This window comes from Bacillota bacterium, assembly GCA_013314855.1.
Classification (GTDB): Bacteria; Bacillota; Clostridia; order Acetivibrionales; family DUMC01; genus Ch48.
In genome coordinates, this window is record JABUEW010000096.1 from 1 (window position 1) to 16,164 (window position 16,164).

General features: G+C 42.9%; 14 protein-coding genes. 13 read left to right on the forward strand and 1 reads right to left on the reverse strand.

Going from position 1 to position 16,164, the window contains the following annotated elements:
• The 13 genes from HPY74_15015 to HPY74_15075 form a co-directional block, all read left to right on the forward strand.
• Positions 1–639, forward strand: a 639-nt coding sequence (locus HPY74_15015; GenBank protein NSW91953.1) for a putative hydro-lyase, incomplete at its 5' end; no start/stop codon positions are given.
• Between the two features lie 56 nt (positions 640–695).
• A complete protein-coding gene (locus tag HPY74_15020) occupies positions 696–986 on the forward strand; it encodes a divalent metal cation transporter (protein ID NSW91954.1) in 291 nt (96 codons plus the stop codon).
• A gap of 81 nt (positions 987–1,067) precedes the next feature.
• Complete coding sequence (locus HPY74_15025) at positions 1,068–1,832, forward strand: LamB/YcsF family protein (GenBank protein NSW91955.1); 765 nt, start codon at positions 1,068–1,070, stop codon at positions 1,830–1,832.
• Between the two features lie 6 nt (positions 1,833–1,838).
• The gene (gene pxpB / locus HPY74_15030; protein ID NSW91956.1) at positions 1,839–2,588 is read left to right on the forward strand and encodes a 5-oxoprolinase subunit PxpB; all 750 of its coding nucleotides are present in this window, start codon (positions 1,839–1,841) and stop codon (positions 2,586–2,588) included.
• Positions 2,578–3,603 (forward strand): biotin-dependent carboxyltransferase, encoded by a 1,026-nt coding sequence (locus tag HPY74_15035; GenBank protein NSW91957.1) that lies wholly within the window; start codon positions 2,578–2,580, stop codon positions 3,601–3,603. The genes pxpB and HPY74_15035 overlap by 11 nt, the downstream gene beginning before the upstream one ends.
• A 569-nt stretch (positions 3,604–4,172) precedes the next feature.
• Positions 4,173–4,841, forward strand: coding sequence for a GntR family transcriptional regulator (locus HPY74_15040; GenBank protein NSW91958.1), 669 nt, complete (start codon positions 4,173–4,175; stop codon positions 4,839–4,841).
• A gap of 110 nt (positions 4,842–4,951) precedes the next feature.
• Positions 4,952–5,668 (forward strand): hypothetical protein, encoded by a 717-nt coding sequence (locus HPY74_15045; GenBank protein ID NSW91959.1) that lies wholly within the window; start codon positions 4,952–4,954, stop codon positions 5,666–5,668.
• Between the two features lie 660 nt (positions 5,669–6,328).
• Positions 6,329–7,936, forward strand: a complete 1,608-nt coding sequence (locus HPY74_15050) for a D-aminoacylase (GenBank protein ID NSW91960.1) — start codon at positions 6,329–6,331, stop codon at positions 7,934–7,936.
• A 99-nt stretch (positions 7,937–8,035) separates the two neighbouring features.
• Positions 8,036–9,784: a D-aminoacylase gene (locus HPY74_15055; protein ID NSW91961.1), complete on the forward strand. Its 1,749-nt coding sequence runs from the start codon at positions 8,036–8,038 to the stop codon at positions 9,782–9,784.
• 73 nt (positions 9,785–9,857) lie between these two features.
• On the forward strand, positions 9,858–11,465 hold the full coding sequence (locus tag HPY74_15060) for a D-aminoacylase (GenBank protein NSW91962.1): 1,608 nt from the start codon (positions 9,858–9,860) through the stop codon (positions 11,463–11,465).
• 205 nt (positions 11,466–11,670) lie between these two features.
• The gene (locus HPY74_15065; protein ID NSW91963.1) at positions 11,671–13,344 is read left to right on the forward strand and encodes an OPT/YSL family transporter; all 1,674 of its coding nucleotides are present in this window, start codon (positions 11,671–11,673) and stop codon (positions 13,342–13,344) included.
• A 116-nt stretch (positions 13,345–13,460) separates the two neighbouring features.
• Positions 13,461–14,345, forward strand: a complete 885-nt coding sequence (locus tag HPY74_15070) for a serine hydrolase (protein NSW91964.1) — start codon at positions 13,461–13,463, stop codon at positions 14,343–14,345.
• Positions 14,346–14,480: 135 nt separating this feature from the next.
• The gene (locus tag HPY74_15075) at positions 14,481–15,845 is read left to right on the forward strand and encodes a hypothetical protein (GenBank protein ID NSW91965.1); all 1,365 of its coding nucleotides are present in this window, start codon (positions 14,481–14,483) and stop codon (positions 15,843–15,845) included.
• A 68-nt stretch (positions 15,846–15,913) separates the two neighbouring features.
• Here the strand turns inward: HPY74_15075 and HPY74_15080 are convergent.
• A partial coding sequence (locus tag HPY74_15080; protein NSW91966.1) for an iron chelate uptake ABC transporter family permease subunit occupies positions 15,914–16,164 on the reverse strand: 251 nt, incomplete at its 5' end.

Consider the following 16,164-nt stretch of genomic DNA (forward strand, 5'->3'; position numbering starts at 1 on the left):
TTTGTACAGCGAAATCCGAAGCCCTGCCCGGTGCTTGACATAACCGAAGCCGGGAACCCGGACCCAAAAAAAGCAGCACCGGGGGCAGACATAAGGACGGATATTCCCCTGTACAGGGTTTATAAAAAGGGAGAACTTGTAGACGAACCTACGGATATTCTGAGCTACTGGAGGGAAGATTTGGTTGCGTTTTTGCTGGGCTGCAGTTTCACCTTCGAGAAAGGGCTTCAAAAAGCAGGCATCCCTGTACGGCATATAGAGGAAGGGTGTAACGTTCCCATGTACATAACCAATATTGAATGCATGAAAGGCGGGATATTCCAGGGACCCATGGTAGTAAGCATGAGACCCATTCCAGGGAGATTAATCCCCGAAGCCGTTAGGTGTACTTCCAGGTATCCTGCAGTTCACGGAACTCCTGTTCACGTAGGAGCCCCAGAGGAAATTGGGATTAAAGATATAGACAAGCCCGATTTCGGGGACAGGGTAACAATAAAAAAAGGTGAGATACCGGTTTTCTGGGCCTGCGGGGTTACTCCCCAGGCTGTTGCAATGAAGGTTAAACCTGAACTGATGATTACCCATTCTCCGGGACATATGTTCATAACAGACATCAGGGAAGAGGAACTTGAAATTTAGCCTAACAAGCAACCTTATTTTGGCGCAATAAGACATAGAATCTTTACCTCCACCCTTTGGCTGTACAGGAAAAATGGGGAGATGCCAGGGAACTCCCAAATTCTAGGCTGGATACAATACTTTCAATAGGCATGGGAGGTATCATTTCAGCAGCAATAATTATTACGGCAGCTGCCGCTTTCCACGGTACAGGTTTCAAACCTGCGAATGCCGGAGAAATGCCAGTTCAGCTGGAACCATTGCTGGGTTCATGGGCTAAATGGTTCTTTGCAATAGGATTGTTATCGGCGGGTTTCTTATCGGCTATTACTGCTCCCCTATTATTGAATATTAAAACCAATTATTAGATAATGGATATGGAGGAGCAAAATTTGGAAATATACGTTGTGCATGTTATTTATGTATTAATTAAAATGGAGGTGTTGCAGGTGGCAAGGGTAGACATCAACAGCGATCTGGGAGAAAGTTTTGGCAGCTACAAAATAGGGAACGATGAAGAAGTTTTGAAGTATGTCACTTCAGCCAATATTGCATGCGGGTTTCACGCAGGCGACCCCCTTGTAATGGAAAAGACGGTAAAAACGGCCTTGGAGAACGGTGTTGCTGTAGGGGCGCATCCCGGCTTTCCGGACCTTATGGGGTTCGGTAGGCGCAATATGAGCGTGACCCCGGAAGAAGCAAGAGCTTATATAATTTACCAGGTAGGTGCCCTGAACGGCTTTATAAAAGCTTGTGGCGGGAAAATGCAGCATGTAAAACCCCACGGCGCACTTTACAACATGACAGCCAAGGATTACAGGCTGGCAAGGGCAATAGCCGAGGGCGTTTATTCGGTTGACAGCGAACTTATACTGATGGGTCTGGCAGGGTCCCAGCTGATAAAGGCAGGGCAGGATGTAGGCCTGGCTACTGCAAGCGAAGTTTTTGCAGATAGGGCCTACACAAGCGAGGGAGCCCTGGTTCCAAGGGGCACGCCGGGCGCAGTAATACACGATAGTGAGCTTGTAATTAAAAGGGTACTTAGGATGGTATCTGAAGGAAGAGTACAGTCTTTGGATGGTAATGACATTGAGATTAAGGCAGATACCATATGCATACATGGCGATAACAAGGAAGCTGTAGTGTTTGCCGCAAGCATAAGGGATGCTCTTTTGAAGGCAGGGGTAGAACTCAAGTCATTGAATCAGAGGTGATGGCTTATGTGCCAAAATGCAAGATATTTTCCTGCAGGCGATAGCGCCCTGATTATGGAACTGGGAAACGAGATTAGCCCGGCTATTAACAGCAGGATAAGGGAAATAGCATATATGCTGGAAAATGAAAATATTAAAGGCATCGTAGAAACGGTGCCAACCTACCGTTCAATAATGGTGGTATATGACCCCATGCTGCTGGATTACAGCAGCTTGATAGAAAGGTTGAAATACCTGGAAAGTCAGAGGGGGAAAACAGACATACCCCCTGCAATGGTAACAGAGATACCGACCGTTTATGGTGGAGAATACGGGCCGGATATTGAGTTTGTTGCTTCGCATAATGGTGTGACTGTGGAGGACGTTGTACAAATACACTGCAGTACAAACTACTTGATATACATGTTGGGTTTTACACCGGGTTTTCCCTACCTTGGAGGCATGTCAGAGAGGATAGCTGCCCCCAGGCTTGAAGTTCCCAGGGAAAGGATTACTGCAGGAAGCGTCGGCATAGCGGGAAAGCAGACCGGTATATATCCGATTAACAGTCCGGGAGGTTGGAGGATTATTGGCCGGACACCCCTAAAGCTTTTTGACCCCGGAAGAAAAGAACCTGTTTTGCTGAAGGCGGGCAACTACATAAGGTTTGTACCGGTTGAGGTTGAAGAATTCAAGCGAATTGAGGCGGAAGTTGAAGAAAGTAGATACTGCGCCAGGACTTATCCGCTGGAAGAAGGTGAGGACGATGACTTTTAAAATGGTTGTAGAAAATCCCGGGTTTCTCACAACAGTACAGGATTTGGGGCGTTATGGGTACCAGCAATTCGGGATGCCAGTGGCAGGGGCCATGGATGATTATGCCCTGCAGGCAGCTAATCTGCTGGTAGGCAATCCAAGGGGTGAAGCAGGGCTGGAGATCACATACTCCGGTTTTTCCACAAGGTTTGAGGGGAGAGGCAGGGTAGCCGTAACGGGAGCAGACCTTGGAGCAAAGCTGAATGGAAGGCCACTGGAGCCCTGGCAGTCGGTGGTAGTGGAAGACGGTGATATGATAGTTTTTACTGCTGTCAAAAAAGGATGCCGGGCCTATATGGCTCTTGAAGGCGGTGTAAGCGTACCCGAAGTTATGGGCAGCAAATCTACTTATATAAAGGCTGAAATCGGCGGGTACAACGGAAGGAAACTCGTAAAAGGGGATGTTTTGGAAAGCGGAGATAAGGGACATATTAACTTTGAAGGGAGCATCAGGGTACCTGACGAATTCCTGCCGCAGTACAGCGGTGATGTTAATGTAAGGCTTGTCATGGGTCCGCAAGACGACTGCTTTCCGCCGGAAGAAATCGAGAAGTTTTTAAACTCCAAATATGCTGTTACCAACCAGTGCGACAGGATGGGCTACAGGCTGGAAGGTCCAGCAATAAAGCACTCATCCGGTCCGGATATTATCTCGGATGGCATAGCGCTAGGTGCAATACAGGTACCGGGACACGGCCGACCGATAATAATGATGCGAGACCGCCAGACTACAGGAGGATATACAAAAATAGCCAATGTAATATCTGTAGATATCCCATTGCTTGCCCAGTTAAAACCCGGGGACAGGGTTTCCTTTACAAGGGTTAGCGTAGAAGAGGCACAAGCCCTTTTCAGGGAAAGGGAAGAACTCTTAAAAAGGCTTGAGGATTATCTAAGGAGTAAGGACAAATTTTTTAATTACTGTGTTAAGATTAGGGATAGAGAATTCAGGATAAGCGTGCAAAGGTTATTATGAAAAGCCGGGTGTCTTCCCGGCTTAGCTAAATTCAACTTATTTTGGTTGTTTTTGTTCGTCCGGATTATTTTTGTTTCCGTTTTGGTTACACTCATACAGTATGGAGAAAGAATATTATTACCTTTAACAGTGCCTTACGAGCCAAGAGTTATGGATATCGCTGCCAGAATCCCGAGTGTCAATACAATTTTGTTGAGAAAAAAATCAAAGAGGCAAGCCGGGATGGACAGAAGGAACTACCTCCGGAACTTGAAGTAATAGACGGATATACACAATGCCATGCGGGCTGTATTGCTGGAAGAATGAAACAAAGTTAGTTGATATTTTTACTGGTGATGATACTTGGAGTATAGCTTATGATTCAGAATCAAAGTTTGTTGAATCAGGATTAGGGAGAGTTACTTTACACGAAAAAAAGATTTTAGTCACGGAAGATTTAACATAATCGAATATTATCCACCATCTATGATTATTTTGATGGCTTTTGTTCGCATATACTTGATATTTTAGTAATATTTTTATATAATACTTGAGCAGCTAACAAATTTTTTTATGGTGGAGGAAAATTGATGAGTAAAAAGAGCAGCAATTCTGATTTGAAGGATAAAATTTATGAAGACTTAAAAGAAGGGATAATAAGCCTGCGTTATAAACCCGGAGAAATATTGTCTGAAGACCACTTGAAAGAGGAGTACGGGGTGAGCAGAACACCCATTAGGGAAGCCTTGATAAAACTACAGTCTGAAAACCTAGTAAACATTATACCAAGAGGCATCACCTGTGTCTCTCAAATCGATATCAACAGCTTTAAAGAGGTATTGGAAGTTAAAACATACTTACTTGATATAGTCATTTGCATATCCATAGAAAAAATGAATGAAGAACTGAAGCAAAAGCTTAGAGAATTGGTAAGCAACAAAGAAATATATATGAAGGTCACTGATATTCCCGGCCTTATGCGGATTAACGACAGGTATAATAAGGTTTTAGTGGATTCCTGTATGAATAACGAGCTTAGGGAGATAATGACAAATATTAATTCGAAGACTTTGAGGTACTTCAATTACTTCTTACACCAGGTAAATGACCAGACAATCGAAAAATTCAAATTGTTAACATATAATATACATTTGAAGATTTATCAGTGTATTGAAGAAAAAGCCATAGATAAGGTGAAAGACATTCTGGAAGACCACTATCACAAGACCCTTTCGATTATCAGGGAATCTATTATTTAACCTTGCTTCAGTAAAAAAATCATGTTTAAAAACAGGTTTTGCGTTTTTGTCTTAAGGTGTGGAGTGTTAGACTCATGTTGAACCTAAAATTTATACAGGAGGGGGTCAACATGAGAGACAATAAGAAGGCAGAAGCGATCGCAGCACAGCGGGTACAACTGATTTCACCATTACTGGAAGAGGGACTCGATCCTGCTAAAGCGAAGCAGATCAAGGCCCGTATTTGCGATCAATCCGGAGTGTCGGAACGAACTCTACCAAGGTACCTGGCACAATATCAGGCAGATGGATTTGAGGGATTAAAACCAAAAGGCAGAGGGCAAGCCAGAACGGAGGATGCTATTCCATCCAATGTGCTGGAACAAGCTATTCTACTGAGGCGTGAGGTCCCCGGACGCAGTGTGGCAAAAATAATCCAGATCCTTGAATGGGAAGGGTTGGTGGCACCGGGACAAATTAACTTTGACATTGATTCAAAGGATTATGCGATACTTATATTATCTGGCCAGACGCCTTTTATTACTCAATTAAGCAGGCAGCCCCACGAGGCACTCAGGCAGCGTATAACAGTTAATTACTGTTTGAAGGGACTTACTAAGGATGAAACCAGGGAGTATGTTCTATCCCGGCTTAAGATTGCGGGGTGTCATGAACCTATATTTACTGACAGTGCTCTAGAGCTTATGTATTCCAGTACCAATGGCTGTATTAGGCCTCTTAATTCCCTGGCGAGGGTGTGCCTGATATTGGATGCAAATGAAAAATTAAGGTCTATTGATACGGAAGTGGTATTCCAGGCACAGACAGAGCTTAATATTACTGCTTGATTTTTGGACGTGTCTTCTCTTTTTCCAGGGGAGAAGGCCTTTTTTCTTGCCTGTAAGGGTAGTGTAATGTGACTTTTTTATCTAATTTTCAAGGTGCAGATTGTTTAATCTGACGCATTATGCAAATTATTACCCATTTCTGGGTGTAAATAATTTGACTTTTATGGGGTGAAATATTTTGCTGTGTAACACTTAAAAACCTCTACAGCATCCCTGGTAGTCATCCTACCCTCAATTAAGGATTTGATGACATAAAGTCTTGTTAATTCTTTTTTGGTTATTAGATATCGTACCTTCTCCATAGTGATATTTTCACAGATTAATTAGTTTTTAGGGTGACATTTTCGCAAGTCATTGACAAATTTTCATTATTGACAAATTTTTTAAAATATAGTTGACATTCTATTATCATTGGAATAAAATTTTAATAAAATAATAATAAAATATAAATTAAATATTTAATATTATTTACATATATATCACAAAAATATCATCAGTATCACATTCTATTTCTGCATTACGTATAACTTTAATGCATTGAAGAACAGAAATATATTTTTAACAAAAGCTTTTCTACCTGATTATGGTTCAATTACCAATTGGGCAGAAAAACTTTTGTTTAAAGTGTTTTACAGAAATTGATAAAGGGAGCAGTGAGAGATGAAAAGATTTGACCTTCTGATTAAGAATGTAAAGGTAATAGACGGTACGGGTAATCCGTGGTACAAATCGGATGTAGGTATTGCAGATGGAAAGATTGATTATATAGGCAGCATAAAAGATGCAGAAGCTGCTACGGTAATTGACGGTCAGGACTTCGTGCTGTCGCCGGGGTTTATTGACGAGCATGCCCATTCGGATTTATATATGTTCAATGACAGCTCAATATATCCCAAAATAGCGCAGGGTATAACAACTGACGTTTCAGGCAACTGCGGAATTTCCTGTGCTCCTGTATCGAATGAGCATTTCGAATATTTAAAGAAGTATATGTCAGGTCTGGGGGCAGGTATTAACCCGCCGGAAAACTGGAAAGATTTCACCACATTTGAAAATTACCTTAATGAAATTAATAAGTTAAAGCTCGGACCAAACGTAGCCTTTTACGTAGGTCAGGGGACTATACGTATAGCTGTTATGGGTTTTGAAAACCGCAGGGCAACAAAAGAAGAGATGCGGAGGATGAAGGATCTAGTAAGGGAAGCCATGGAAAGCGGTGCTGTCGGCATGTCCACAGGGCTTATATATCCCCCCGGTGTATACACCCCGAAGGATGAACTGGTTGAGCTCTGCAAAGTTGTGGCTGAGTACGGAGGGGTTTATGCAAGCCACATAAGGAATGAGTCCTACGATGTGTTGAATGCGGTTTCCGAGGCTATTGACATAGGGAGACAGGCAGGAACACCGGTAATAATATCCCACCACAAGGTTGCAGGAAAGAGAAACTGGGGTAAGTCTGTAGAGACACTGGAACTGATTGACCGTGCAAACCGGGAAGGTATAGAGGTATCCCTAGACCAGTACCCCTATAAAGCCGGGTCTTCCGGCCTGAATGCGACAATACCTCCGGAATTCCATGAAGGTGGAACCGAAAAGCTGGTTGAAAGACTTAAAGATACAGATATCCGTACCAAGATTAAGGATATAATATTGGACCCTGAGAGGCAGTGGGAAAATATGGTTCTTAACTGCGGGTTTGACGGTATACTGGTGCTTACTGCAAAGGGAGCCCCCGATGCCGAGGGTAAGACAGTACTGGAATATGCAGAGAATGAAGGTATGGATGTATTCGACGCGTTGTTCGACATACTGGTAGCAACGGAAGGGTCGGCTTCCGCAGCGTATTTCATGATGGATGACAGCGATATTGAGTGGATTATGCAGCATCCTTATACTATGGTAGGTACCGACGGTAACCTTATTGTTTCCGGCGTAAGCCGTCATCCGCGTTGTATAGGCACATTTCCCAAGGTGCTGGGAAGGTATGTGAGGGAAAAGAAAGTATTAAGGCTTGAAGAGGCCATAAGGAAGATGACCTCTCTCCCGTCTCTAAAAGCAGGATTGAAGACAAAGGGGCTGGTCAAAGAGGGGTTTGATGCAGACCTGGTTATATTCAATCCCGACACGGTAATTGATAGGGCCGATTATGTGAAGCCATATTTAAAAAACCAGGGCATGGAGTATGTAATTGTTAATGGTAAAATCGCTGTTCGATGCAATAAGTATACGGGCGCTGTTTCTGGTAAGGTTATCAGAGTTTCAAGGTAAAAGGCGTCCTTGCTGTTAAAACATCCGGATGTTTTTCTATAGCGCAGGCCAGTATATTGGGCTATATAGATTATCTTCATTAATAAAGGAGGGCCGGTGATGGGTGAAAAGCTGGATATTATCATAAAAAACGGCAGTATAGTAGATGGTACGGGTAAAGACATGTACAAGGACGATATAGGTATCAAAGACGGGAAAATAGTCAAAATCGGAAAACTGGATGATTGCAGTGCTGAAAGAGCGATTGATGGTGAAGGTCTAATTGTGTCTCCCGGATTTATAGATATGCATTCCCATGGAGAGATGACCATTTTGATGTTCCCTAAAGCGGAGAGCAGTATTAAACAGGGGATTACCACAATGGTTGGGGGAAACTGCGGAATATCGCCTGCACCGCTGGAAGGTTACTGGCTCATGCAGTTCTGGGAGTTCGATTTCTGGGATGAAATCCAGCCCTATATTTTCTATCAGGATGCAATACAGCCGGCGGAAAAGGCTAAAGAGGTAATTAAGAAAAAGTTCGGTGTTGACATCAAATGGAGTACCTTTAAAGAGTTTCTGGACTGTGTAGATGAGAGGGGTGCATCCATTAACTTTGTCCCACTTGTTGGACATGGTCAAATAAGGGCCCAGGTGATGGGTATGGACAGCAGCAGGCAGGCAACCGACGAAGAGATAGAAAAAATGGCGAAGTATATACGAGAGGCTATGGAAAGCGGTGCCTTCGGTATGTCTACCGGCCTTGACTATGCACCGGGTGCTTATGCCAATACGGAAGAGATTGTTAAACTTGCAAAGGTCGTCAAAGAATACGGCGGTATGTATGCAACTCACTGGAGGCGAACAGGGGTTAGGAAGGGCACACCCAAAAGGCCCAAGAAGATAAAAGGCATAGAAGAAGCCCTTGAGGTAGGCAAAAGGGCTAATATTAAGGTACAAATATCCCATCTTGCATCTGGCTATGAGATATACCCTGAGCCTGCAGCTGCTCTGGAAAGGGCATCGGCTCAGGCTACCCTGGATGTTATTGACCAGGCTGTAAAGGAAGGAGTAGATGTAGCTTTTGATGTTATACCCAATACAAGCGGGGGTATAGGGACTGCTGTGTATTTTATAACCTATTTCGCACCCTGGTTAAACCAGGCCGGATCTGTGGAGCAGTTTGCGAAGAATCTCCTTGCACAGGATTTAAGAGAACATATAAAAGAATTTATCATAAGCGGCAGATGGTATGCAATAAATCCAAAAGTTAGCCCCGACTGGGATAGAGAGATAATAATACTCGGCTCCAAGAACAAGGATTACGAAGGAAAGACCCTATCCCAGATTGCAGAGGATAAAAACAAGGACGCCCTTGACCTGTTCATCGATATAATAATCGAAGATCCCTTTATAAAAGGCAAAAGGGAATTCATGAACGAAGAGTGGGTTAAGGTATTCTTGAAACATCCCAGGTCCATGGTTTGCACTGACTCCTTTGCGTTTGATGATAAAGGTGTGTGGGGACTGGATACGGAAATTCCGTGCTTGCTACCGCATCCCAATACTTACTGCGCATTCCCGAGATATATCACAACCTATGGAGAGGGTAGGATAGAGGATACCATAAGAAGGATTACAGGGTTTCCTGCAGAATGGCTGGGCATCACCGATAGAGGAGTTATAAAAGAAGGTGCATGTGCGGACATAGTGATATTTGACCGAGAAGGCTTTAAGACCAATGAGAATTATGTTGAAACCAGGAATTATCCTGATGGAATAGATTATGTAATTGTAAACGGTAAGCTGGTGGTGGACAAGGGTACACACACCGGAGAACTGGCGGGTAAGGTAATAAGGATGAAGTAGATATCCCGGAAATTACATGTCTGCCGCATGTAATATCCTGACTGCATGAATAGAAAGAAAGGAGATATGCAGTATGGCGGAATTTGACATTCTGATTAAGAATGTAAAGGTAATAGACGGTACGGGTAATCCGTGGTACAAATCGGATGTAGGTATTGCAGATGGAAAGATTGATTATATAGGCAGCATAAAAGATGCAGAAGCTGCTACGGTAATTGACGGTCAGGACTTCGTGCTGTCGCCGGGGTTTATTGACGAGCATGCCCATTCGGATTTATATATGTTCAATGACAGCTCAATATATCCCAAAATAGCGCAGGGTATAACAACTGACGTTTCAGGCAACTGCGGAATTTCCTGTGCTCCTGTATCGAATGAGCATTTCGAATATTTAAAGAAGTATATGTCAGGTCTGGGGGCAGGTATTAACCCGCCGGAAAACTGGAAAGATTTCACCACATTTGAAAATTACCTTAATGAAATTAATAAGTTAAAGCTCGGACCAAACGTAGCCTTTTACGTAGGTCAGGGGACTATACGTATAGCTGTTATGGGTTTTGAAAACCGCAGGGCAACAAAAGAAGAGATGCGGAGGATGAAGGATCTAGTAAGGGAAGCCATGGAAAGCGGTGCTGTCGGCATGTCCACAGGGCTTATATATCCCCCCGGTGTATACACCCCGAAGGATGAACTGGTTGAGCTCTGCAAAGTTGTGGCTGAGTACGGAGGGGTTTATGCAAGCCACATAAGGAATGAGTCCTACGATGTGTTGAATGCGGTTTCCGAGGCTATTGACATAGGGAGACAGGCAGGAACACCGGTAATAATATCCCACCACAAGGTTGCAGGAAAGAGAAACTGGGGTAAGTCTGTAGAGACACTGGAACTGATTGACCGTGCAAACCGGGAAGGTATAGAGGTATCCCTAGACCAGTACCCCTATAAAGCCGGGTCTTCACTGCTCAGTGCGTCAATACCTCCTCAGTACCATGTAGGAGGTGTGCAAAAGCTGATTGAAAACCTGAAGGATAGAGAGAACTGGGAGAGCATCAAGAAAGATATTATGGATGACAGCAGCAAATGGGAGAATTTTGTACTACACTGCGGCATGGACAGTATATTAGTGCTATCAGCAAAGCAGACCCCCGAAGCTGAGGGTAAAAGCATAAAGGAATATGCGGATGAGAAAGGCGTTGATCCATTCGAAACCCTGTTTACCGTACTGGTTGAAAATGAGGGTGCTGCTCTTGCTGCATATTTTATGGCAGATGATGAAGATATTGAAAGGATTATGGGACACCCTTATACGATGATTGCTACCGATGGTATACTTGCCGGTCCTGGCGTAAAGGCGCATCCAAGGTGTACAGGTACATTCCCCAGGGTGCTGGGAAGGTATGTGAGGGAGAAGAAAGTATTAAGGCTTGAAGAGGCCATAAGGAAGATGACCTCTCTCCCGGCTCTAAAACTGGGGTTAAAGACCAAAGGATTGATAAAGGAAGGAATGGATGCAGACCTTGTTATATTCGACCCTAATACAATAATTGACAGGGCTGATTATTTGAACCACGATGGGACAAACCTGGGTATCAAATATGTAATTGTGAACGGAAGAGTAGCACTGAAGGACAACCAGTATACAGGTACTGCTGCGGGAAAGGTTGTCAGGGCTGATAGATAATGTATTTATAAATTTTACCTTATAAATACAGGTAAATAATCAAAAAAGGGGGGGCTTTATAGACGGCATAGGATATCTTAACACAAGATGATTGGTGGTTTATAAAGTAGTAAGAGGAGTTAAGAGTTAGGACAGCAATTGTTTATTATCATTCTTGGCTGTAATGCGAGCTAGTGGTAAATTTTCTAAAAAGGAGGCAGATTACATGTCAGAACATGATCAAGCAAAGGTAAAGGTACCAGAGATGACAATAAGGACAATAGTTCTTAGTATCATTTTATCAGGTATACTCGGGGTTTTAAACGTGTACAGCGGTGCCCTAACCGGTGTTTACTGGGGCGGTTCTGTAGTAGCAGCGGTACTGGGATATGCCATTCTTTCCATAGGGAAAAACAGGCCTACAATTTTGGAAGGTAACATAGTACAGACAATATCGTCTGCTGGTGGCGTGGCACCTGTCGGCATATTCAACGCATATGTGGCAGCTATGCTGCTGGGAATGGCTTTTGATTTCATGACAGCAGTAATAGTGCTTACCTTAGGTTCAGTTATGGGTGTACTATATGTGGTAGTATTCAGAAGAGCATTGATAGTTGAAGAACAACTGGCATTCCCTGCAGGTATAGCCTGCGCGGAAACTCTAAAAGTCTGTGACGAAAGCGGGGAAGAAGCCAGCAAAAGGGCAAAACTATTGGCTATCACTGCGGTTATAGCAGCAGTGGTTGTTCTTGTGAGAGACCAGCTGCATCTAATTCCGTTTTATATAGATTTTACAAAATACCTCCCCGAAGGTTTTGTATTCAATATAGCCATATACCCTCTGATGGTAGCCCTGGGATATATAATAGGAATACGCCCGGCCATCATGTTCTTCGTAGGTGGTGCGGTAATGTGGTGGGTAATAGGACCTGTAGGGTTCCATATGGGAGTATTTCCAAATCCACAGGTTGACCCGGGTCCCCTGAAAACTTGGGTAACTTCCCCCGCAGTGGGATTAATCCTGGGTGGTTCACTGATGCCCATGATACTCAAGTACAAGACATTCGTGCGTGCATTCAAGACACTTGCTAATATCAAAGCGGTTAAGGAAGAAAAAGATGTGCCTCTTAAGTATGTGCTGTGGGGAGGAGGTATTGTTGGTGCTCTCGCATGCATCTACTACTTTGTGGCTTTTGAGGTCCCGGTGGTTATTACCATTGCTTCCCTGGTGCTTATTTTCTTTGCCATCTTCGTACTAACAAGGTGTGTAGGAGAAACAGGTCTAAATCCGGGTACACTGATCGGATGGGCTACTCTAGGTATTATAGCTGCAATAGGATTGAAAGATCCTATTAAAATACTGCTAGTGGGAGCATTTATGATGACAGCATCAGGACTGGCAACAGACGTTATGCAGGACTTGAAAACTGGTTACCTTGTAGGAGCAACTCCCAGAACGCAAATAATAGGTCAGTTTATAGGGATACTTCCCGGTTTGCTGACAGGGGTTTTTGCAGCTTATGTAATTATAGGAGCACATGGTATTGGAAGCCCTCAGGCTCCATTCCCCATGGGTTTTGCATGGAAAGGAGTGGCTGAGTCTCTAGCAGGTGGAGGAAGCGTAATTGATTATGTTCCCTTGCTAATTGCAGCAGTGATAGGTGCCGTATCCACTTTCTTTGCACTTCCGACGTTAACTGCCGGAATAGCAATGTTCCTGCCTATAGGGGCTGCTGTGGCAATGCTTCTTGGCGGACTGGCCAGGTTATATGTGAGGAAAAAGTACGGAAGCGAAGCCGAAGAAAAGCACCTGTCAACAGCTTCCGGATTGATGGTTGGTGAAGGTTTTGCTGCAATGATAGTAAGTATAATAGTATTCATTAAAACTATGGGGGCTTAAATAGAGATACAAGGCGTGTAAACTAATACTGTGGCAGTAAAAAACTCATATCAGCGTTATTCAATAACGCTGATATGGGTTTAAACATGTTATCTCTAAGGAGGTTTACTACCGATATGAAAAAGATAGCACAAATTATTGAAAATGAAGTGAAGCTAATCGAAGGACAGGTGGGAGTGGGATTTAAAGATTTAAAAAGCGGTGAGGAATATTATTATAACGGAGATGAGAGAGTCCTTGCTGCCAGCACTTTTAAGGTGCCTGTACTGGTAGAATTTTATAATCAGGTTATCAGCGGAAAGCTGAATCTTGACAAGAGATATGAGGTCAAAGAGGAAGATATTACATTCGGTTCGGGCGTATTAAAGGAACTCAAACCAGGGATGGCGCTGACACTCAAGGATTATGCCACATTAATGATGATAATAAGTGATAATGTAGCCACAGATATCGTATTGAAAATTGTTGGCAAGGAAAATGTAAATAAAACAATAAAGTCTCTCGGCCTTAAAAATACCAGAGTAATGATGTCATGTAAAGAACTGTTGAACGATGCCATAGGCATTAAGCCAACAGATGATCAGGAGACTATAGCAGAGAAACTTACGAATTTGGAGTTTGACAAAAATGCTAAATGTTTTACCGATTATGAAGACAATGATGTAACTTCACCGGCCGATATGGTTAAGATATTTGATCTGATTTACAACAAGCGCATCCTTAATGAACAGGCATGTGATGAAATGCTGGATATAATGAAGAGATGCCAGACAAACTGGCGGATTCCCAGATATTTCCCCAAAAATGTAAAAGCAGCTCATAAAACCGGCTCCATAGCTGGAGTTGCAAATGATGCAGGTATAGTTTTCACCGAAAAAGGAGATTATATATTGGCCATTTATTCGAACGGACCAGAGGACGATTATGCAATCAATGTAAGGGGATTTGACTTTATAGCAACTCTCTCGAAAAAAATCTACGACTATTATGTCTCAAGGTAAATACTAGCTTAGATTTAAGAGAACCAATGTTGAGTAAATGCCGGGCTGGAATGTTGGTTCTCTTAAATCTTTCTTGTAAACGTCTGGTGGGTTGTGCGAAAGAGCACGTTTTACCTAAAAAATTTAGAGGGAGGGTTGATATATATAGGCACTTCATCAGTAAACAATGCAAAGTACAAAGAAGCCCAGGTTTCCATATCCGAACAGTTAGCATTTTTTATGCCGCTCATGATTTCAGAATTCTCTATTGTTATAATATATCCATTAATTAATGCAGGGCTGGCAAGATTACAGTCTCCGGAAATATATATATCAGCCTTTGAAGTTGCAAAGGGTGTTATGATATTTGTCCAAAGCCCGTTAACAATGGTAAGACAAACGGTCACAGTCATGATTGATGGTATTAAGAGCTATTATAAAGTAAGAAGATTTATTGTTACGGTTGTTGCATTATTATTTTTATTCTTTGTTTTTTTCGCATTCTCGGACCTGGCGAGTTGGGTATTTGAACATGTTATAGGCATAGAAGGCAAGACGCTGGACGCATCTGTGATTATCCTCAGAATAATGATCTTTGCTCCTGTTGCAGTATCAATAAGGGATTTTAACCAGGGCATATCCATACTGTTTAGGAAAACTTCCCTGATTACTGTTGCCACAGTGATGAGGATTGCCTCTATAACCATAATGATCCTAGTTATGGACAAACTAATACTGATACCGGCCGTTATAGCAGGGTTTATGCTGTTGAGCAGCGTATCTACAGAATGCATAACCATGTTCCTGGGGGTTAGAGTGGCTATTGGAAATATTTCTGAGAAAACAGAAATGTTTCGGACAGACTACGGAATTATTGACCGTAAGGAAATCACGGATAGGATAATACTTAGATTTTTTTGGCCTCTGGCAGTTACCTCCTTTATCAGAAACTTGGCGATACCTATAATTAACATGGGGCTGGCCAGGACAGACAGTCCTGAGATAGCTATCTCAGCGTATTCGGTGGCATGGGCCGTTGGAATGATATTTCTAAGCCCTACAATGGTGTTCCATCAAGTCCCATTAAATTTCATACGAAACAGCTGCAACAATAATCTTAAATCAGTGAGAATATTTGCGGCGTATCTGGGGATTATTCTATCTTCCTTTATTGCAATTATGTCTTTTACCGGTATAGGGTATTACGTTATTAGAAATATAATAGGGGCAACCGCAGAAATAAGTGTTATGTGCATAGATGTTCTTAGATTAATGACTGTGCTTCCTGTCATTATGATTGCGCGGGAATTTTACTGGGGCATATTGATGCGAAAACACATGACTCATTTTATCAGCAAAGGTAAAGTAATTAATCTGGTTGCTTTGACTTTAACCATAGCTGTAATGACATTTATAGAGCCTGTAAACCCGGCTGTTGTAGGGATTGTGGGCATGATTTCCAGTGAAGGGGGGGAGTTCCTTTATCTATATCGGATAGCCCGCAAATGCAAAGTGGCATGAGAAAGCGAGTGCAGAAGACCTGGGATATAAATACTGCTGTATGAACGAATACCCGATTGTTGACGTATTCAATCCGCGAATACGCTTTGCGCAATGGCATTGAGGTCCCTGGCGAAAAGATACATAAAGAATGTACCGCCGATAATAACCGGTGTGGATATCAGCACTTCCTTCCATGAGATCAGGTTAAAACCCCCCATCATCCAGAATACTATGTTTGCAAGTTTATGATCGCTGAGAAGCATCATAAATGAAATTATCGATGACAGAAAGGTGCTAACCGCGATTCCGGCGAGAAGCATGGTTACGGCAAAGGTCC

Bases quoted from the DNA above. Each gene is read 5' to 3' on its own strand.
- pxpB (NSW91956.1), top strand. From the start codon at position 1,839: ATGTGCCAAAATGCAAGATATTTTCCTGCAGGCGATAGCGCCCTGATT.
- HPY74_15035 (NSW91957.1), top strand. From the start codon at position 2,578: ATGACTTTTAAAATGGTTGTAGAAAATCCCGGGTTTCTCACAACAGTA.
- HPY74_15040 (NSW91958.1), top strand. From the start codon at position 4,173: ATGAGTAAAAAGAGCAGCAATTCTGATTTGAAGGATAAAATTTATGAA.
- HPY74_15045 (NSW91959.1), top strand. From the start codon at position 4,952: ATGAGAGACAATAAGAAGGCAGAAGCGATCGCAGCACAGCGGGTACAA.
- HPY74_15050 (NSW91960.1), top strand. From the start codon at position 6,329: ATGAAAAGATTTGACCTTCTGATTAAGAATGTAAAGGTAATAGACGGT.
- HPY74_15055 (NSW91961.1), top strand. From the start codon at position 8,036: ATGGGTGAAAAGCTGGATATTATCATAAAAAACGGCAGTATAGTAGAT.
- HPY74_15060 (NSW91962.1), top strand. From the start codon at position 9,858: ATGGCGGAATTTGACATTCTGATTAAGAATGTAAAGGTAATAGACGGT.
- HPY74_15065 (NSW91963.1), top strand. From the start codon at position 11,671: ATGTCAGAACATGATCAAGCAAAGGTAAAGGTACCAGAGATGACAATA.
- HPY74_15070 (NSW91964.1), top strand. From the start codon at position 13,461: ATGAAAAAGATAGCACAAATTATTGAAAATGAAGTGAAGCTAATCGAA.